General features: G+C 64.0%; 19 protein-coding genes. 16 read left to right on the top strand and 3 right to left on the bottom strand.

Annotation, left to right across the window (positions count from 1 at the left end):
- Nucleotides 1-173: 173 nt before the first annotated feature.
- Complete coding sequence (locus ACTIFF_RS07550) at nt 174-656, top strand: hypothetical protein (protein ID WP_439536280.1); 483 nt, start codon at nt 174-176, stop codon at nt 654-656.
- A 36-nt stretch (nt 657-692) separates the two neighbouring features.
- Here the strand turns inward: ACTIFF_RS07550 and ACTIFF_RS07545 are convergent, their stop codons facing one another.
- Nucleotides 693-1,136 carry a hypothetical protein gene (locus tag ACTIFF_RS07545; RefSeq protein WP_439536279.1) on the bottom strand — a complete coding sequence of 148 codons (444 nt, stop codon included), beginning with the start codon at nt 1,134-1,136 and terminating at the stop codon, nt 693-695.
- 86 nt (nt 1,137-1,222) lie between these two features.
- Nucleotides 1,223-3,319 carry a polyphosphate kinase 1 gene (ppk1, locus tag ACTIFF_RS07540; RefSeq protein ID WP_439536278.1) on the bottom strand — a complete coding sequence of 699 codons (2,097 nt, stop codon included), beginning with the start codon at nt 3,317-3,319 and terminating at the stop codon, nt 1,223-1,225.
- A 153-nt stretch (nt 3,320-3,472) separates the two neighbouring features.
- On the opposite strand from ppk1, the gene ppx reads away from it, so the two are divergent.
- Genes ppx through ACTIFF_RS07510 form a run of 6 tightly spaced genes read left to right on the top strand, consistent with a single transcriptional unit; the run spans nt 3,473 to nt 9,189 of the window.
- Nucleotides 3,473-4,975, top strand: coding sequence for an exopolyphosphatase (gene ppx, locus ACTIFF_RS07535; RefSeq protein ID WP_439536277.1), 1,503 nt, complete (start codon nt 3,473-3,475; stop codon nt 4,973-4,975).
- A 7-nt stretch (nt 4,976-4,982) separates the two neighbouring features.
- The gene (locus ACTIFF_RS07530; RefSeq protein ID WP_439536276.1) at nt 4,983-6,107 is read left to right on the top strand and encodes an MlaE family ABC transporter permease; all 1,125 of its coding nucleotides are present in this window, start codon (nt 4,983-4,985) and stop codon (nt 6,105-6,107) included.
- Nucleotides 6,104-6,874, top strand: coding sequence for an ABC transporter ATP-binding protein (locus ACTIFF_RS07525; protein ID WP_439536275.1), 771 nt, complete (start codon nt 6,104-6,106; stop codon nt 6,872-6,874). Before ACTIFF_RS07530 ends, ACTIFF_RS07525 begins: the two co-directional genes overlap by 4 nt.
- 2 nt (nt 6,875-6,876) lie before the next feature.
- Nucleotides 6,877-7,854 carry an MlaD family protein gene (locus ACTIFF_RS07520; RefSeq protein WP_439536274.1) on the top strand — a complete coding sequence of 326 codons (978 nt, stop codon included), beginning with the start codon at nt 6,877-6,879 and terminating at the stop codon, nt 7,852-7,854.
- Complete coding sequence (locus tag ACTIFF_RS07515) at nt 7,851-8,462, top strand: ABC-type transport auxiliary lipoprotein family protein (RefSeq protein WP_439536273.1); 612 nt, start codon at nt 7,851-7,853, stop codon at nt 8,460-8,462. The genes ACTIFF_RS07520 and ACTIFF_RS07515 overlap by 4 nt, the downstream gene beginning before the upstream one ends.
- On the top strand, nt 8,452-9,189 hold the full coding sequence (locus ACTIFF_RS07510) for a GAF domain-containing protein (RefSeq protein WP_439536272.1): 738 nt from the start codon (nt 8,452-8,454) through the stop codon (nt 9,187-9,189). Before ACTIFF_RS07515 ends, ACTIFF_RS07510 begins: the two co-directional genes overlap by 11 nt.
- 19 nt (nt 9,190-9,208) lie before the next feature.
- On the opposite strand, the gene gcvH is transcribed toward ACTIFF_RS07510, so the two are convergent.
- Nucleotides 9,209-9,586 (bottom strand): glycine cleavage system protein GcvH, encoded by a 378-nt coding sequence (gene gcvH, locus ACTIFF_RS07505; RefSeq protein WP_439536271.1) that lies wholly within the window; start codon nt 9,584-9,586, stop codon nt 9,209-9,211.
- An 80-nt stretch (nt 9,587-9,666) separates the two neighbouring features.
- Between gcvH and ACTIFF_RS07500 the strand changes: the two genes are divergently transcribed.
- The 9 genes from ACTIFF_RS07500 to nusA all read left to right on the top strand — a co-directional run bounded on the left by ACTIFF_RS07500 (nt 9,667) and on the right by nusA (nt 17,679).
- Complete coding sequence (locus tag ACTIFF_RS07500; RefSeq protein ID WP_439536270.1) at nt 9,667-10,524, top strand: PHP domain-containing protein; 858 nt, start codon at nt 9,667-9,669, stop codon at nt 10,522-10,524.
- A 127-nt stretch (nt 10,525-10,651) separates the two neighbouring features.
- Nucleotides 10,652-11,284: an L-threonylcarbamoyladenylate synthase gene (locus ACTIFF_RS07495; protein ID WP_439536269.1), complete on the top strand. Its 633-nt coding sequence runs from the start codon at nt 10,652-10,654 to the stop codon at nt 11,282-11,284.
- A gap of 33 nt (nt 11,285-11,317) precedes the next feature.
- Nucleotides 11,318-11,974, top strand: a complete 657-nt coding sequence (locus tag ACTIFF_RS07490) for a site-2 protease family protein (protein ID WP_439536268.1) — start codon at nt 11,318-11,320, stop codon at nt 11,972-11,974.
- An 18-nt stretch (nt 11,975-11,992) separates the two neighbouring features.
- Nucleotides 11,993-13,195 (top strand): tryptophan--tRNA ligase, encoded by a 1,203-nt coding sequence (locus ACTIFF_RS07485; RefSeq protein ID WP_306478294.1) that lies wholly within the window; start codon nt 11,993-11,995, stop codon nt 13,193-13,195.
- A complete protein-coding gene (locus ACTIFF_RS07480; RefSeq protein WP_439536267.1) occupies nt 13,195-14,019 on the top strand; it encodes a segregation and condensation protein A in 825 nt (274 codons plus the stop codon). Before ACTIFF_RS07485 ends, ACTIFF_RS07480 begins: the two co-directional genes overlap by 1 nt.
- Nucleotides 13,979-14,548 (top strand): SMC-Scp complex subunit ScpB, encoded by a 570-nt coding sequence (scpB, locus tag ACTIFF_RS07475; RefSeq protein ID WP_305613550.1) that lies wholly within the window; start codon nt 13,979-13,981, stop codon nt 14,546-14,548. The genes ACTIFF_RS07480 and scpB overlap by 41 nt, the downstream gene beginning before the upstream one ends.
- Nucleotides 14,538-15,596: a 23S rRNA pseudouridine(2605) synthase RluB gene (gene rluB, locus ACTIFF_RS07470; protein ID WP_439536375.1), complete on the top strand. Its 1,059-nt coding sequence runs from the start codon at nt 14,538-14,540 to the stop codon at nt 15,594-15,596. The genes scpB and rluB overlap by 11 nt, the downstream gene beginning before the upstream one ends.
- Before the next feature lie 161 nt (nt 15,597-15,757).
- A complete protein-coding gene (rimP, locus tag ACTIFF_RS07465) occupies nt 15,758-16,210 on the top strand; it encodes a ribosome maturation factor RimP (RefSeq protein ID WP_306478330.1) in 453 nt (150 codons plus the stop codon).
- Nucleotides 16,207-17,679 carry a transcription termination factor NusA gene (gene nusA / locus ACTIFF_RS07460; RefSeq protein ID WP_306478296.1) on the top strand — a complete coding sequence of 491 codons (1,473 nt, stop codon included), beginning with the start codon at nt 16,207-16,209 and terminating at the stop codon, nt 17,677-17,679. Before rimP ends, nusA begins: the two co-directional genes overlap by 4 nt.
- The last annotated feature ends 16 nt before the right edge of the window (nt 17,680-17,695 follow it).

Here is a 17,695-nt window from a genome sequence, read left to right as displayed (position 1 = left end):
ACGGAAAGGGAATCACCGTCATTGTAAGTCGTGCTGACATGCTTCGGCGGTACTGGCGCTGCGCGGCTGCAATGGTTAATATTGGAAAAATCATCCTAAACAATAAATTGCCTCACATCGTTGATCGAAGTTTTCAGTTCGGTCAATACTTCGGGCAACTTCGGGAGACGTGCATGATCGGTAAAACTTGGGGCGCAATCGCCCTGTCTGCCCTGTTTGGATTTTCGCTGATCGGTACGATGGACGACGCTTATGCGGCGCGGTCAGTGGCGAGCAGCCAGCAAGTCAAAAAGAAGATACGTCCTGCGGTCAATGTCGCCGCTAAAAAACGCATATCCGTGACCGCCAAGGCGCCGCGCCGCAGTGTGGCAGTCGCTGCCGCAACACCGGTCTTCCGGCCGCCGAAGGCGCCGGCCCAGCGGCACTACGCGGTGGATGGCAGTACGTTCTACGCGGATGGCGTGCGTGTCCGGGCGGCAGGTCTGGAAGCGCTCGAAACCACAACCGCATCCAGCATCGGCAAACAGAAATTGCAGCAACTGCTCGATTCGGGCCGGGTAAGCATCGAACCGCTGGATATGGACGACGGTGAGGTGACGCTGGCGCGCGTGAGGATCGACGGCAAGGACCTGAGCGAACTGGCTACGATGCGGTAGGGCAAAGGCCGGTCGCGCGAGCGACCGATGCTGGAATCACCCCGCCGTCAGCGCGGGGTTTTTTTCGTCTGAAGGTTTCGCACTGCTGCTGTCAGGCTTCTTGTCGTCGGATGCGCTGTCGGCGCTGTCCTTTTCGCCGTTGTGCTGCGCGTCCGCAGGTGGCGTACCGGCATGGGCGGTTTCACTCACCATGCGGGTACCACGGGGCGGCAGGGTGGGCAGCACGACGTCGAGCTTGTTTTCCGTCATGTAGTCGTTCATTTCGCGCCAGCCGGCAAAGACGGCGGCCTTCGATGCCTTCGGATTGAGCCGGTAGCAGTCTTCCAGCGCCCGGCCGGCGTGACGGCAGGCGCCGCCGATCGCCTTGCTGTCGAGCTCCTTTTGCATCGCTGCGCGATTCGGATCCGGAATGGGCAACTTGTCGCACGCCACAAGGGTGACGGCGAGCGACACGAGCAGGATGGACTGGGCGACCTTCACCTTGACGTTTGTCCGGATGGATTGAACACATCCGGTTTACGGCAGTTCCGGCCGGCGCTTGAGTGGGTTAGTCGGCCAGCTCCGCCTTACTTGCCGCCGCGTGAATACTCGGCCAGCAGCGTTTCCTGCGCGCAATGACGCGCGGCGCGCGAGACGCGCCTCCGGTAGCGGCCATCCGGCTCCATCTCCCATGACTGGCTGTTGTCCAGCAGGTAGGGACGCAATCCCTCTTTCATCACGCGCCGCTTCAGTTTCGGATCGAGTATCGGAAAAGCCACCTCGATGCGCCGGAAAAAGTTGCGTTCCATCCAGTCGGCGCTCGCCAGGTAGAGCCGTTCCTCACCGTCGGCATGGAAGTGGTAGATGCGTGAATGCTCGAGAAAGCGGCCCACGATGGAGCGCACCGTGATCCGTTCGGACAAGCCGGGCACACCAGGGCGCAAGGCGCACACGCCACGCACGATCAGATCGATGTCGACACCGGCCTGGCTCGCGCTGTAGAGCGTCTCGATCGTTTCGTCCTCGACCAGCGAATTCATCTTGGCAATGATGCGTGCCTTGCGACCGGCGCGTGCGTTGTCGGCTTCGCGATTGATCGCGGCGATGACATTGCTGTGCAAGGTGAACGGCGCCTGCCACAAGTGGGTCAGCGTGCCGGCGTGGCCGAGCCCGGTCAGCTGCTTGAACACCTCGTTGACGTCTTCGCCGATCTGCTCGTCGGCCGTCATCAGGCCGAAATCGGTGTAAAAGCGCGCGGTGCTCGGATGGTAATTGCCGGTACCCAGATGCACGAAGCGACGGAAGCTGCGCACCCCCTCGATCTCCTCGCGCCGCACCACCATCAGCAGCTTGGCGTGCGTCTTGTAACCGAACACGCCATACACCACGTGCGCCCCTGCATCTTCGAGCCGCGACGCCCAGTTGATGTTGGCTTCCTCGTCGAAACGCGCCATCAGTTCGACCACGACTGTCACTTCCTTGCCCTTGTGGGCGGCGCGCACGAGCGCCTCCATCAGCACCGAATCGATGCCGGTGCGATACACGGTCATCTTGATCGCAACCACTTCCGGGTCATCCACCGCCTGCTGCACCAGATCGATCACCGGCGTGAAGGCCTCCCACGGGTGGTGCAGCAGGACGTCCTGTCGGCGCAGCATCGAGAAGATGTCGTAGCGCTTTTCCATGGCACGCGGCAGCGTCGGCGTGAACGGCGGGTACTTCAGGTCCGGCCGGTCCACCCAGTTCGGAACCTGCATGAGCCGCACCAGATTGACGATGCCGGGCGCGCGGTAGAGGTCGTCGCGGGTCAGATTGAATTGCTGCAGCAGAAAGTCCGCCATGTGCTCGGAGCAGTTGTCGGCCACCTCCAGGCGCACCGCATCACCGTAGTGGCGCTGCGGCAGTTCACCCTGCAGCGCGAGACGCAGGTTCTTCACCTCTTCCTCGTCGAGGAAGAGGTCGGAATTGCGCGTCACCCGGAATTGGTAGCACCCAAGCACATTCATGCCTTCGAACAGATCGCCGACATTCATGTGCATCGCTGACGACAGAAACACGAAGCCGTGGTCGACGCCGGTCAGTTCCTTCGGCAGCTTGATCACGCGCGGCAATGCCCGCGGCGCCTGCACGATGGCAAACCGCGAACTGCGGCCGAACGCATCACGTCCGTCGAGTTCGACCGCGAAGTTAAGGCTCTTGTTGAGCACACGCGGGAAGGGGTGGGAAGGATCCAGCCCGATCGGGGTGAGCACCGGCATCAGCTCGCGCATGAAATAGTCGCGTATCCATTCCCGCTGTTCGTCCGTCCAGGCGCCGCGGCGCAGGAACACGATGCCTTCGGTTTCCAGCGCCGGCAGGATGACGTCGTTCAGCAGCGAGTACTGCTCGGCGATCAGCTGATGGCATTCGTTCGCGATCAGGCGCAAGGCCTCCTGCGCCGAGCGCCCGTCCGACGTGACACTGCGCGCGCCGAACTTGATCTGCTCGCGCAGGCCACCGATCCGGACCTCGAAGAATTCGTCCAGATTGCTCGACACGATGCACAGGAACTTCAGCCGTTCGAGCAGCGGCACGCGTTCATCGGCCGCCTGCGCAAGCACGCGACGGTTGAACGCAATCAGCGACAGTTCGCGGTTGATGAAGTGGTCAGGTGCGAAACGCGGCACCAGAAGCGGTATGTTCATGAGCAAAAGTCCGGATTCGACATCGGTAGGCAACGCGCTATTGTGTGACATGAAACATGTTCGATTATTACAGCCGTGTGACGCAAATGCGCCGGAGGCACGTGTGCACCCGGCTGTTAAACTCCGCCGCTGACCACTTTCAGTAACGGATGCATGAGCTACGAACTACTCGCTGCGGTTGACCTGGGCTCGAACAGCTTCCGGCTCCAGGTCGCCCGCGTCGTCGACGACCAGATATATCCGCTGGACGGTCTGAAGGAAACCGTCCGGCTGGCGGCGGGACTTGGACAGGGCAAGCTGCTTGATGGCCCTTCGCAGGTGCGGGCCATCGAGGCCCTGTCGCGGTTCAACGAACGGCTGCGCGGCTTCGCACCCGATCAGGTGCGCGCAGTGGCCACCAACACCCTGCGCGTGGCCAAGAATGCACCGCAGTTCCTGCCGCAGGCCGAAGCGGCGCTGGGTTCTCCGATCGAGGTGATCGCCGGGCGCGAAGAGGCCCGGCTGATCTATGTCGGCGTCGCGCATACGCTGCCCAACCCGTCGAGCCAGCAACTGGTGGTCGACATCGGCGGCGGGTCGACCGAGTTCATCATCGGTCGCAGCTTCGAGCCGCTGGCGCTGGAATCGCTTTACATCGGCTGCGTGGCATTCAGCCTGCGCTACTTTCCGGACGGCCGGATGGACAAGCGCTCGTTGCGCGAAGCCGAACTGGCGGCGCGGCGCGAACTGGAAACCATCGAGTATGGCTATCGGTCGCTCGGTTGGGACGAAGCCGTCGGATCGAGCGGCACGGCGCGGGCGCTGCTCGACATCATGGAACTGAACGGCTGGTCGCAGGGTGCGTTGACCCGCGAGGCCATGGAAAAGCTGCGCGCGCTGCTGTTGCGCGTCGGCGACGTGAACCGGCTCGGCATCGCCGGCCTGCGACCCGACCGCCTGCCGGTACTGGCTGGCGGATTCGCCATCATGTCGGCGGTGTTCGATGCTTTCGGGCTGGAACGCATGAGTTTCTCGGAAGGAGCGCTGCGGCTGGGCGTGCTGTACGACCTGCTGGGCCGCTATCACCACCAGGACCTGCGTGATGCGACGGTGCTGCAGTTCATGCGGCGCTACCAGGTCGACCAGAAGCAGGCCGATCGGGTGCGCGATACGGCACTGCGTCTGTTCCGTTCGCTCAATCCGGCGGCAGGCGGCGATCACCCCGACCTGCAGATGCTGAGCTGGGCAGCCTGCCTGCACGAACTGGGGATTTCGGTTGCGCATGCCGGCTATCACAAGCACAGCGCCTACATCGTCGGCAACGCCGACATGCCGGGTTTTTCGCGCATGGACCAGTCGCGTCTGGCGCGCATCGTGCTGGCGCATCGCGGCAAGCTCGAAAAGGTGAACTCGGCTTCGGCCGACGCGCGTGACTGGTCGCTGATCCTCTGCCTGCGGCTGGCTGTGCTGCTGCACCGCAGCCGTGAAGATTTCAATGAACTGCCGCTCACCATCGAGCGCGCCGGCAATGGTTATCAGCTGGGCGCGCGGGCGGAATGGCTGTCCGCATCGCCGCTGACCCATGCAAGCCTGCATGACGAGCTGAGGCTGTGGGGCGTGATCGGCATCGAACTGAAGCTGCGCACGACCCGCCTCGCAGCAGGCGTGATCCGCTGACACGTGCATGAGCGCACCGACCGTATCGTTCGATCGGGAAGGTGCTGCGCCGGTCGCATCACTGTGCGGCGACTGGACGCTGCAAGGGCTGGAAGGCCGCATCGAGGCGTTGCTCGCCGCGCTCGACACCGTTGAAGCGCGCGCCGCCGCGCGCTGGGATCTGACCGGTATTGCCCGCATCGACAGCCTTGGCGCCTGCCTGCTGTGGCGCATCTGGGGTGATCGCCTGCCGCCGACGCTCGACGCCGGCGAGCACACGCTCGCCATGCTGGAATCAGCCTCGGTGCTTGGCACACGCAGCCGTGTGGCAACGCCGCAGTCGACGTCGTTCGATTCGCTGGCTCAACTGGGCCGTGCCGGATTGTCCTTCGGGCGGCAGATCGGCGATCTGGTCGCGCTGATCGGCCAGTTGCTGCTCGACCTGCTGCACATCGCACGCTGGCCGCGGGACGCCCCGCTGCGCGAAATCTCCGCCAATCTTTACAAGACCGGCGTCAGCGCACTGCCGATTACCGCGCTGGTCGGTTTCCTGATCGGCGTCGTGCTGTCGTATCTGTCGGCGCTGCAGCTCAAGACCTTCGGTGCCGATGTGTTCATCATCAACATCCTGGGCATCGGTATCGTGCGCGAGCTCGGGCCGGTACTGGTGGCCGTGCTGGTGGCCGGACGATCCGGCTCGGCGATGACCGCGCAGCTGGGCGTGATGCGGGTGACCGAAGAGATCGATGCGCTGGCGACGATGGGCGTACCACGCAGCCTGCGCCTCGTACTGCCCAAGGTACTCGCGCTGGTGACGGCGCTTCCGCTGCTGGTGCTGTGGACGTCATCGGCTGCGCTGTTCGGCGGCATGGTGGCCGCATCGATTCAACTCGACATGAGCTACGGCTTCTTTCTCGACACACTCCCGCGCGTGGTGCCGATCGCGAATCTGTACATCGGGCTGGCAAAAGGCGTCGCATTCGGGCTGGTGATCGCGCTGGTGGCCTGTCATTTCGGTCTGTCGGTGAAGCCCAATACCGAAAGCCTGTCGTCGAACACAACCAAATCGGTGGTCAGCGCCATCACCTGCGTCATTCTGGTCGACGCACTGTTCGCCATCGCCACGCGTCACATCGGACTGCCCGGAGGATGAGCGCGCCGGTCATCGACATTCGCGGGCTGGTGACGCGCTTCGGCACGAACGTCGTTCATCAGGACATCGACCTGTCCGTCGAGGCCGGCGAAGTGGTGGCGCTGGTCGGCGGCTCGGGCAGCGGCAAGACGACCTTGCTGCGCCAGGTGATCGGCCTGCTGCGACCGGACGCCGGGCAGATCCGCGTATTCGGCCAGCCGCTGTTCTCGGGCGACGCGCTGGCCGATCGCCGGTTGCGCCAGCGCTTCGGCGTGCTGTTCCAGCAAGGCGCACTGTTTTCGGCACTCAATGTCCTCGAAAACATCGCCTTCCCGCTGCGCGAGCTGCGCTGGCTGGATCGCGCCACCATCCGCGATCTGGTCATGATGAAACTGGCCATGGTGGAACTCGAACCCCGACATGCCTGGCTGATGCCCTCCGAACTGTCCGGCGGCATGATCAAGCGGGTGGCGCTGGCGCGGGCGCTGTCACTCGAACCCGAACTTCTGCTGCTCGACGAACCGACCGCCGGCCTCGATCCGGATCGCTCGGCCGCCTTCGTCAGCCTGATCCGCACGCTGCGCGGACAACTCGGCCTGACGGTCGTTCTGGTCACGCATGACATCGATACGCTGGCCGCGCTGGCAACACGGGTGGCCGTGCTGGGCGAGCGACGTATACTGGCTTATGGCCCACTTGATCACGTCATGAACGTCGACCACCCGTTCATCCAGAACTTTTTCGCCTCCGATCGTCTGCAGCGCAGGCCGGACGTCACGGAGCGCTGACGATGGAAAGTCGCGCCCATGCCCTCGCCGCCGGGCTTTTCCTGCTGCTGATGAGCGCCTGTGTCGGTCTGGCGACCTGGTTCCTGTCGAGCGACAGCGAAGTGGGGCGTGAGTATCTGTTGGTGACCACCTCGAATGTCAGCGGACTCAGTCCGCAGGCACAGGTGCGCTACCGCGGCATCCGGGTGGGCAAGGTGAAGGAAATTTCGATCAATCCCGACGCACCGCGTGAGATCCATGTCCGCATCGACATTCCGGCACGTTTTCCGGTCACCGCCGCCACGCGTGCACGCCTGTCCTATCTCGGCGTGACCGGACTCGCGCTGATCGATCTCGACGACGACGGCTCCGATCCGGCGCCGCTGCTGGCCGGCGAACAGGGTCCTGCGCGCATACCGCTCGGTGGCTCGCAGTTCGATGCGCTCGGTTCGCAGGCGACCGACACGATGGCTGTGCTGCGGCAGGTGCTGCTGCGCGTAAATGTGCTGTTCGACGACGGCAATATCGAGCGGATATCCGGCGTGCTGGCCAATATGCAGTCGGCCACTGCGCATCTGGATACTTCGCTGGCCGGGCTGCCGGCCGTGCTGGCCGAGGCCCGGCAGACGTTCGAGCGAACGCAGGCCGTCATGTCGCCGCAGAACGTCGAACGCCTGAGCGGCATTCTGACCAGTGTCGAACAGACCAGCGGTGAAGGCCGTCGGGCCGCGGAAGATCTGCGCGCCCTGCTGGGTTCGATGAAACAGCTGACGGATCGCGTCGATGCGCTGGCTGTGGTGGCGGGACAACAGGTGACCGACGACACCTTGCCCCGGCTGCAGAGCCTGATCGACGAGGTGCAACGCAATTCGCGCCAGCTCAACCGGGTGCTGGGCGAGCTTGAATCCTCGCCGCAGACGCTGCTGCTGGGGCGCGAAACATCCCGTGCCGGACCGGGTGAGGCCGGTTTTGCGCCGGCCACGGAAGGAGCGGTGCGATGAAGGCTGGGTCGATGCGGGGGGTCCGGACGGCGGTGCTGTCGCTCGTTCTGGTGGCGCTGGCGGGCTGCGGACCGCTGGTCAGTCGTCCGCCGCCACCGGCGCTGCACGATCTGGGCAGTGCGCGTGCCGCCTTGCAGCGCATCGCCGGGCTGCGCGCCATAGAGGTCCGTTCGCCGAGCTGGCTCGATGGCAGCGCGATGCATTACCGCCTTGCCTACGAAAGTGCAACCCGGCGCGACACCTACGCCTTCAGCCGCTGGGCTGCTTCGCCACCGGAAATGCTGGCGGTGGCTTTGCGCCAGATGCTGCAGACCGACGACGCGGGCACCGGCCCGGGTTGCCGGCTGCGGGTCGACATCGACGAATTCATCCAGCACTTCGATCGGCCGGACAGTGCGCGGGCATTGCTGTCCGGCCGCGCCGTACTGACCGACATGCGTGGTCAGCGGGTACTGGCGAGCCTGCCGTTCGCGATCAGCGAACCGGCGGCCGGGGCCGATGCAGCCGCCGGCGTGGCGGCATCGGCGCGTGCCGTCGATGCCCTGGGTTTGCAGATTGCCGGGTGGGTCGCATCTCCGATGACGAAAGGCGCGCGCGATGGCTGCTGAAAAGCCGAAGTCGCCGCCCGCGCCGGATGCCGGCCGCGGTCTGTTGCAGGCGGCACTCGATCAGGTGATTGATGCCGTATGGACGGGCGTGCGCTGCGCACGTGCGTCCGTCATGCTGGCCGACGGCGAGGGTGAGCAGGCGTTGCTCGGGCTTGCGGCGTGGCGCGGCGAACTGGCCGAAGACGCCCTGCAGGTGCGCGTCGGTGTCGGCATGTCGACATCCGGCAGCGTATTCGCGAGCGGTGTCGCGCAGCGTATCGATGACGTCGATGCCGCCGCGCCCGATATCCGGGTGCGCGGCGAGGGTGGCAGTTTCATCTGTCAGCCACTTTCGCTGGACGGGCGCGTACTGGGCGTCATCAACGTGCGCCGGCCACGTGGCGACGCACCGTTCACCACAATCGACCAGCAGTTGCTCGCGGCGCTGGCGCTGTACGCGGGCAAGGCGATCCAGGTCGCTCAGCTGGCTTACCTGCTGAATTCGGGTTTCGCGCAGCGCGCGCTGGAAAGCGGCGGCAATGTGCCGCTGCCGGCCATGGAGGCCTTCACGCAGGGCGCGGCGCAGCCGGCGCAGATGGCCAAGCTGCTGGCCAAATCCTTCTATCGGGAAATGAAGTCGGCCGGCTTCGGCCCCAACCAGATCGTCGCTGCAGCCGGCGAAATCATCGATCAGCTTTCAGGCAGCCTGCGCAAGCATGGTCGGCGCATCGGCCGCGGCAAGACGTGAGCAGGCTGCAGCCGGGCGATCAGGCGATGGAAGCGGTGTAGCGGGCGGCGTCCATCAGGACATCGAGCTCGCCGGCGTCATCCGGCTTGATGACGAACATCCACGCCTCGTACGGATCCTTGTTGACCTGTTCGGGCGCATCCGCGACCGGCGGATTGACCGCCGTCACCGTGCCCGACACCGGTGCATGGATATCCGACGCCGACTTGACCGATTCGATGACGGCCATCGAGTCGTTGCGGGTGACCTGCTGGCCGACCTCGGGCAATTGCAGGAAAACCACGTCGCCGAGTGCGTCCTGCGCGTGATCCGTGATGCCGACCGTCACGCTGCCATCCTGTTCGATCCTGACCCATTCATGCGTGTCGGTGTAGCGGAGGGTATCCGGGTGATTCATTGCAGTTCCAGGTTGAAATGACCAACGCGAATTGTAGCCGCGCCGGGCGGGAGACGATGGCCTGATAGAATCGACGGGATATGAACGCTGACCTGCATTGCCATTCCTGCCACTCCGACGGTGTGCTTGTGCCCTCGGCACTGGCTGCCCGCGCAGCGGCCAACGGCGTCGAACTGTGGTCACTGACCGATCACGACACGCTGAGCGGACTCGACGAAGCACGCGATGCCGCCCTCGAGTGCGGCCTGTCCTTCATCGACGGTGTCGAAGTGTCGGTGAGCTGGGGCGGTATCACGGCACACGTCGTCGGTCTGGGCATCGATCCGTCGAATGCGGATCTGGCCGCCGGTCTGACCCGGGTGCGCAGCGGGCGCGACGCGCGCGCCCTGCGCATCGCGGACGAACTGTCACTGCTGGGCGTGGTTGAGCCGTACGAAAACGCAATGCGCCATGCCGGCAACCCGTCACTCGTCGGACGCTCGCACTTTGCGCGCGTGCTGGTGGAGCAGGGCTATGCAAGCGATATTCACGGCGTCTTCCGCAACTTCCTGGTACCCGGACGACCGGGCTTTGTCGATCACCGGTGGACCACGCTGTCCCAGGCACTGGCCTGGATTCATGGCGCCGGCGGCGTCGCGGTCATTGCCCATCCGGGGCGTTACCGCATTTCGGGTGAGCGGATCGAACAGCTGTTCGAAGAATTCCATGCGCTTGGCGGCCGCGGCATCGAGGTGGTGTCCGGCTCGCACGGCGACGCTGAAGTGCGAACCTTTGCCCGCCTGGCGCGCCGATTCGGCTTCTACGCCTCGCGCGCTTCGGATTTTCATGCGCCTGACGAGAGCGCCGTGGATCTGGGGCGCAGCGCGCCGTTGCCTGACGATCTGCAGCCGATATGGCGGTCTCCGGAACTGAACGAACGTGTGATCTGCATGACCTGAGTTCGCGCACGGCGCCCCGGAGCGACCTGCGATCTGCGACGACTGACCCAAGACGAGTGGCCCTGAACGACTTGCCCCGGACGACTTGCCACAGATTTTCCTCCTTGATTTTCCCCTTCGATTCCAATTGGCCCAACTTTTCAATCTTCACCCCGACAATCCGCAACCCAGACTGATACGCCAGGCAGCCGACATCCTGCGATCCGGCGGGCTGGCTGCCATCCCGACCGACTGCGCCTATTCGCTGGTCGGCCACATGGGCGATGCGCAGGTGCTGGAGCGCATCCGGCGCATCCGTGGCGTAGACGCCCAGCATCATTTCACGCTGATGTGCCGCGATCTGTCGGAAATCGCCAGCCTTGCACGGGTCGACAATACACAGTTCCGGCTGCTGAAGAGCGCCACGCCCGGCGCCTACACGTTCATCCTGGAAGCGACGCGCGAATTGCCCCGCCGCATGCTGCATCCGAAGCGCAAGACCATCGGGCTGCGCGTGCCCGACCATCCGGTCGTGTCCAGCCTGCTGGCCGAACTGGGCGAGCCGCTGCTCGGATCGACGCTGCTGCTGCCCGGCGAAGAGCTGCCGCTGACGGATGCAGACGACATCCGGGAGCGCCTGCAGCACGAACTGGATCTGGTGATCGAAGCCGGTTCGTGTGGCACCCGGCCGACTTCGGTGATCGATCTGTCGTCCGGCGAGCCGGTGCTGATACGCGCCGGTGCAGGCGACGTATCGCGCTTCGGCCTCGACGAATCGTGAGCGCAGACCGCCTGCCTGGCGCAGGGAGCGCACATGGATGACATGATCGCGCGACTGGCCATCATCATCATCCCGGTGGTGCTGGCGATCACCCTGCATGAAGCGGCGCACGGCTACGCCGCGCTGCTCAAGGGAGATCCGACGGCACATCTGGCCGGGCGCATCACGGCCAACCCGCTAAAGCACATCGATCCGGTCGGTACGATACTGGTGCCGCTGGTCATGTATTTCGGCGCAGCGATGCTCGGCCAGCCCGGCCTGCTGTTCGGCTGGGCCAAGCCGGTACCAGTCAATTTCTCGCTTTTGCGCCGTCCCAAGCAGGACATGCTGTGGGTGGCTGCCGCCGGGCCGGGCGCCAATCTGGTCATGGCCGTCGTCTGGGGACTGGTCTACAAATTTGCATTGGACGCCTCTCCCCAGTATTTTGGCGAGCCGCTGACGCTCATGGCGGAGGCGGGCATCCTGATCAACCTGCTGCTGATGGTGCTCAACCTGCTGCCGGTTCCACCGCTGGACGGCGGCCGCATCATGGTGAGTCTGCTGCCGCGCGGACCGTCGATGGCCTTTGCCCGGCTTGAGCCCTACGGCCTGTTCCTGCTGCTTGCACTTTTGCTGACCGGCGTACTGGACAGTATCCTGCGCCCGCTGCTGACGCTGGCCAGACTGGCCTTGATTGCGCTGCTTTTCTGAACTGGATGATTCCACACCATGTACGCTGAACGTGTTCTTTCCGGCATGCGCCCGACCGGGCGCCTGCACCTCGGCCACTACCACGGGGTGCTGAAGAACTGGGTGCGTCTGCAGCACGAATACCCCTGTCTGTTTTTCGTCGCCGACTGGCACGCGCTGACCACCAATTATGAAGACACGCAGGTCATCGAACGCAGCGTGTGGGACATGCTGGTCGACTGGCTGGCGGCGGGCGTCGATCCGTCGCAGGCGACGCTGTTCATCCAGTCGCGGGTGCCCGAGCACGCCGAACTGCACCTGCTGCTGTCGATGATGTGCCCGCTGGGCTGGCTGGAGCGCGTGCCGACCTACAAGGATCAGCAGGACAAGCTGTCCGACAAGGATCTTGCGACCTACGGCTTTCTCGGCTACCCGCTGCTGCAATCGGCCGATATCCTGATCTACCGCGCCAATCTGGTACCGGTGGGTGAGGATCAGGTGCCGCACGTCGAACTGACGCGTGAAGTCGCACGCCGCTTCAACCATCTTTACGGGCGCGAACCGGGGTTCGAGGAAAAGGCACGCGAAGCGGTGAAGAAGCTCGGCGGCAAACGCGGCAAGCTGTACGAGGAACTGCGTACGCTGTACCAGCAGGAAGGTCGCGACGAGGCACTGGAACAGGCGCATGCGCTGCTCGACGAGGCACAGAGCCTGAGTCTGGGTGACCGCGAACGGCTGTACGGCTATCTTGAAGGCGGCGGCAAGATGATCCTGGCCGAGCCCGGCGCGCTGCTGACCGAGGCGGCGCGCATGCCGGGTCTCGATGGACAGAAAATGTCGAAGTCGTACAACAACACGCTGATGCTGCGCGAAGAGCCGGATCTGGTGACCAAGAAGATCCGCGGCATGAAGACCGACACGCAGCGCGTGCGGCGTACCGACCCGGGTGACCCGGATCGCTGCCCGGTCTGGCAGTTCCACGTCATCTATTCCGACGACAGCACGAAGCAGTGGGTGCAGGAGGGCTGTCGTTCGGCCGGCATCGGCTGTCTCGATTGCAAGCAGCCGGTGATCGATGCCGTGCTGAAGGAACAGGCGCCAATCCATGAACGTGCGCGGCAATACGAGGAAGACCCCATGCTGTTGCGCAACATCGTCGCCGACGGCTGCGAGCGCGCGCGCAAGCTGGCGTCGGAAACGATGCGCGACGTGCGCGAAGCCATGGGTCTGAACTACGCCTGATGTCGGGCGACGCGCGCCTGGTTGAAGCCGCTGTACCGACACCGGTGCGGTTGTACGGCGAGACGCTGGAAAAACTTCCGCTCGACCTGTACATTCCGCCCGACGCGCTCGAAGTGTTCCTGGATGCGTTCCAGGGCCCGCTCGATCTGCTGCTCTACCTGATCCGCAAGGCGAATGTCGACATCCTCGATATTCCGATGGCGCCGCTGACCGCGCAGTACTTGGTTTATGTCGAGGCCATGCGCACACATCGCCTTGAACTTGCAGCCGAATATCTGCTGATGGCCGCGATGCTCCTGGAGATCAAATCCCGGATGTTGCTGCCGCGTCCGCCGCGCGAATCGACGGACGAAGGCGAAGATCCGCGTGCCGAACTCGTTCGGCGGCTGATCGAATACGAACAGATGAAAGCAGCTTCGCTCGCGCTCGACGCCATCCCGCGCGCGCAGCGTGAGCACGAATGGGTGGGCGTGCAGGTTGCCGAACGCATCGCCGAGATCCAGCCAGCCGTCAGCGCGGCGGAGCTTCAGCTGGCATGGCTGGCGCTGATGCGACACGCAGACGTCACCCGTCACCACAAGGTCAGTCGCGAGGCCCTGTCGGTACGTGAATTCATGTCCGGCATCCTGAGACGCCTGACGGACGAAGGTTCGCTGCGCTTCGACCAGCTGTTCGAAGCCGGTGCGCCGGCAGCGCAGTTGGTGGTGAATTTCCTCGCGGTACTTGAACTGGCCCGCGAGAACCTGATTGAACTGCTTCAGATTGAAGCTTTTGCGCCGATTTATGTCCGACACGCCACACCTGCTGTCGCCGAATCCGTCTGATATCAAGCGGATACTCGAAGCGGCGCTGCTTGCAGCGCAGGACGCACTTTCGATCGCCGAACTCAGACGGATGTTCGATGAGGAACTGGATGCATCGGTGCTCCGTCGACTGCTCGACGAATTGCGCGACGATTGGTCGGGGCGCGGTGTCGAACTGATACAGGTCGCGTCCGGGTGGCGCTTTCGCACCCGTGCGGATCTGCAGCCGTATCTGGAAAAACTGAAGAACGAAAAGCCGCCACGCTACTCGCGCGCGGTTCTGGAAACGCTGGCGATCATTGCGTATCGCCAGCCGGTGACGCGAGGCGACATCGAGGACATCCGCGGGGTGTCGGTGTCGCCGGGCATCATCAAGGCACTTGAAGGGCGTGGCTGGATCGACAGCGTCGGTTACCGGGAAGTCCCCGGGCGGCCGGCTCTGTACGCCACCACCCGACGATTCCTCGACGATCTGGGGCTGCGCACGCTTGCCGAGCTGCCTCCCCTGGCCGAACTACAGAAGGTGATGAATTTCGATGATGCAAGGTAAGCGCAGACCGGGCGGGCCCCAGGTCAATGGCAACGTGGCCAACTACAGATCGCAGGACAGCCGTCCCAAGAAGCGCGGCCCGGTCGTGTTTTCCGAGCCGCAGAAGCTGCACAAGATGCTGGCCGACATGGGGCTTGGATCACGCCGCGAGCTGGAAGACTGGATCGTGGCCGGCCGCATCAGCGTGAACGCGCTGCCGGCCCACGTCGGTCAGCGCGTCGGGCCGGAAGACAAGGTCCGCGTCAATGGCAAGCTCATCCACATCCATTTCGCACCGCGCGCGCCGCGCGTGCTCATCTATCACAAGCCGGAAGGTGAAATCGTGTCGCGCGATGACCCGGAAGGCCGGCCGTCGGTATTCGACAAGCTTCCGCGCGTCGGTGGCGGGCGCTGGATCGCGGTCGGACGGCTCGACTTCAACACCTCCGGGCTGCTGGTGTTCACGACCAGTGGCGAGCTGGCCAACAAGATGATGCACCCGAGCTACGAGCTCGAACGCGAATACGCCGTTCGCCTGATCGGCGAACTGACCGACGAACAGGCCACCCGCCTGACGACCGGCATCGAACTCGACGACGGCATTGCAAAGTTCAATGCGTTGTCCGACGGTGGCGGAGAAGGGTCGAATCACTGGTATCGCGTCACCATTTCGGAAGGGCGCAATCGCGAGGTCCGACGTATGTTCGAGGCCGTCGGCCTTGCGGTGAGCCGGCTGATGCGCGTGCGCTATGGACCGTTCGAGCTGCCGCGCCGGCTGCACCGCGGCGAAGCGGAAGAACTCAAGCCGGAAGAAGTGTCCCGCCTGCTGACTGCCGTACCGGCTTCCGGCAAGCCGCGTGCGAAATCTGCGGAGGCCGCTCCGGCGCCCAAACCGGTGCAGGGCAATGGCCGCCGGCGCGGCCCGCGCAAACCGCGCGAACCCGGCAACGGCGCACCTGCCGGTCAGGCGCCCGCGCAGGCACAGCGTGCCGAGGGCGAAGCGCCGCCGCGCAAGCGCGCGCCGCGCCGCCGCCGCCGCCCGTCTGCCGCTCCGGCCGGCGAATCCTGACATCTAGAACATCCTTGTGCGCGGGCAATCTGGCCATTCATGTTGAAGTGGATTGTCGCGCTCTGATACACTAACGGACTTGTCGCGCTGGCGGTGCCGGCGTTTGTTTGATGGGCGGTCAGCCCATTTTTTATTTGTGCGTCCGGAATTGTGTTGCAAGGATGAATGTTGCAGAGCTCATCGAGCAGGCTGTCAGCGGGCTCGGATACGAACTGGTCGATGTGGAAACGTCCCCGCGCGGACGCCTGCTGCGCATCTTCATCGATGCGGAGCAGGGCATCACTGTGGATGACTGCGTGACGGTGAGTAATCACCTCACACGGCTTTTCACTGTTGAAAACGTCGATTACGACCGGCTCGAAGTATCGTCGCCCGGTCTCGACAGACCGCTCAAGAAAGCGGCCGACTTCATCCGTTTCACCGGGCAGGAAGCGCAGCTTCGGTTACGCATCCCGTTGAACAACCAGAGAAGTTTCAGCGGACGCCTTGCCGGTGTCAGCGACGGCCGACTGACCATGGAAATCAAGGGTGTGGCACACGAGTTCGAGTTGTCGCAGATCGAGCGCGCCCGTCTGGTGCCGGACTTTGAACGCAAGCAGGAGTTGAAACGATGAGTCGCGAGATTCTGTTGCTGGTTGATGCGCTGGCGCGCGAAAAGAATGTCGCCCGCGAAGTGGTGTTTGGCGCACTTGAATCTGCACTGGCTTCGGCCACGAAGAAGCGTACCCATGACGACGCCGACGTGCGCGTGACCATCGACCGCGAAACCGGTGAGTACGAATCCTTTCGTCGCTGGCTGGTGGTGCCTGACAGCGAGCTCGAAAACGAAGAGGCGCAGATCGGCCTGACCGATGCGCAGGAACAGATTTCCGACGTGCAGCTCGACGAGTACATCGAAGAGGCGCTCGAGCCGATCGATTTCGGTCGCATCGGCGCACAGGCCGCCAAGCAGGTCATCCTGCAGCGCATCCGCGATGCCGAACGCGAGCAGATCCTGAGCGATTTCCTCGAACGCAAGGATCATCTGGTCACCGGCACCATCAAGCGCATCGAGCGCGGCAACGCCATCATCGAATGCGGTCGTCTGGAAGCCCTGCTGCCGCGCGAACACATCATTGCCCGTGAAAACCTGCGTGTCGGCGATCGCGTCAAGGCCATCCTGCTGCGGGTTGACCGCCAGGCGCGCGGTCCGCAGATCATCCTGTCGCGCACGGTGCCGGAATTCATCATGAAGCTGTTCGAGCTCGAAGTGCCCGAGATCGAAGACGGCCTGATCGAAATCAAGGGCGCGGCTCGCGACCCCGGCATCCGCGCCAAGATCGCAGTGAAATCAAACGATCCGCGCGTCGACCCGCAGGGTACCTGCATCGGCATGCGCGGTTCGCGCGTGCAGGCGGTGACCAACGAACTGGGCGGCGAGCGGGTGGATATCATCCTGTGGTCGCCCGATCCGGCCCAATTCGTCATCGGAGCACTGGCGCCGGCCGAAGTCGCGAGTATCGTCGTCGACGAAGACGCCCACAGCATGGATGTCGTCGTCAGCGAGGACAATCTGGCGATCGCCATCGGACGCAGCGGCCAGAACGTACGTCTGGCATCGGAGCTGACGGGCTGGAAGATCAACCTGATGACCATCGAGCAGTCGGCCGCCAAGTCCGACGCCGAGAACGCGGCCATCCGGCTGTTGTTCATGGCGAAGCTCGATGTGGATGAAGAGGTGGCCGACATCCTGATCGAGGAAGGTTTCTCGACGCTGGAAGAGGTTGCCTACGTGCCGCTGGCCGAAGTGCTCGAAATCGAAGCGTTCGACGAAGACACGGTGAACGAATTGCGCAACCGCGCACGCAACGTGTTGCTGACCGAAGCCATCGTGGACGAGGAGCAACTGGAGCAGGTCGATGACGATCTGCTCGGGCTGGACGGCATGGACAAGCCACTGGCGGCGCAGCTTGCGCGAGCCAATGTGCGATCGCGTGACGATCTCGCAGATCTGGCGGTCGATGAACTGGTTGAAATCGCCGGCATCGATTCCGCACGTGCGACATCGCTGATTACCACTGCGCGCGCGCACTGGTTTGAATAATCGAGGACAGGTATGG

It is taken from the genome of Methyloversatilis sp., from assembly GCF_051861465.1.
GTDB lineage: Bacteria > Pseudomonadota > Gammaproteobacteria > Burkholderiales > Rhodocyclaceae > Methyloversatilis.
This window is presented reverse-complemented; position numbering and strand designations above follow the sequence as displayed.

What these genes read in the sequence shown, in the direction of transcription:
- ACTIFF_RS07550 (WP_439536280.1), top strand. Translation starts at nt 174, where the DNA reads ATGATCGGTAAAACTTGGGGCGCAATCGCCCTGTCTGCCCTGTTTGGA.
- ppk1 (WP_439536278.1), bottom strand. Translation starts at nt 3,319, where the DNA reads ATGAACATACCGCTTCTGGTGCCGCGTTTCGCACCTGACCACTTCATC.
- ppx (WP_439536277.1), top strand. Translation starts at nt 3,473, where the DNA reads ATGAGCTACGAACTACTCGCTGCGGTTGACCTGGGCTCGAACAGCTTC.
- ACTIFF_RS07530 (WP_439536276.1), top strand. Translation starts at nt 4,983, where the DNA reads ATGAGCGCACCGACCGTATCGTTCGATCGGGAAGGTGCTGCGCCGGTC.
- ACTIFF_RS07525 (WP_439536275.1), top strand. Translation starts at nt 6,104, where the DNA reads ATGAGCGCGCCGGTCATCGACATTCGCGGGCTGGTGACGCGCTTCGGC.
- ACTIFF_RS07520 (WP_439536274.1), top strand. Translation starts at nt 6,877, where the DNA reads ATGGAAAGTCGCGCCCATGCCCTCGCCGCCGGGCTTTTCCTGCTGCTG.
- ACTIFF_RS07515 (WP_439536273.1), top strand. Translation starts at nt 7,851, where the DNA reads ATGAAGGCTGGGTCGATGCGGGGGGTCCGGACGGCGGTGCTGTCGCTC.
- ACTIFF_RS07510 (WP_439536272.1), top strand. Translation starts at nt 8,452, where the DNA reads ATGGCTGCTGAAAAGCCGAAGTCGCCGCCCGCGCCGGATGCCGGCCGC.
- gcvH (WP_439536271.1), bottom strand. Translation starts at nt 9,586, where the DNA reads ATGAATCACCCGGATACCCTCCGCTACACCGACACGCATGAATGGGTC.
- ACTIFF_RS07500 (WP_439536270.1), top strand. Translation starts at nt 9,667, where the DNA reads ATGAACGCTGACCTGCATTGCCATTCCTGCCACTCCGACGGTGTGCTT.
- ACTIFF_RS07490 (WP_439536268.1), top strand. Translation starts at nt 11,318, where the DNA reads ATGGATGACATGATCGCGCGACTGGCCATCATCATCATCCCGGTGGTG.
- ACTIFF_RS07485 (WP_306478294.1), top strand. Translation starts at nt 11,993, where the DNA reads ATGTACGCTGAACGTGTTCTTTCCGGCATGCGCCCGACCGGGCGCCTG.
- ACTIFF_RS07480 (WP_439536267.1), top strand. Translation starts at nt 13,195, where the DNA reads ATGTCGGGCGACGCGCGCCTGGTTGAAGCCGCTGTACCGACACCGGTG.
- scpB (WP_305613550.1), top strand. Translation starts at nt 13,979, where the DNA reads ATGTCCGACACGCCACACCTGCTGTCGCCGAATCCGTCTGATATCAAG.
- rluB (WP_439536375.1), top strand. Translation starts at nt 14,538, where the DNA reads ATGCAAGGTAAGCGCAGACCGGGCGGGCCCCAGGTCAATGGCAACGTG.
- rimP (WP_306478330.1), top strand. Translation starts at nt 15,758, where the DNA reads ATGAATGTTGCAGAGCTCATCGAGCAGGCTGTCAGCGGGCTCGGATAC.
- nusA (WP_306478296.1), top strand. Translation starts at nt 16,207, where the DNA reads ATGAGTCGCGAGATTCTGTTGCTGGTTGATGCGCTGGCGCGCGAAAAG.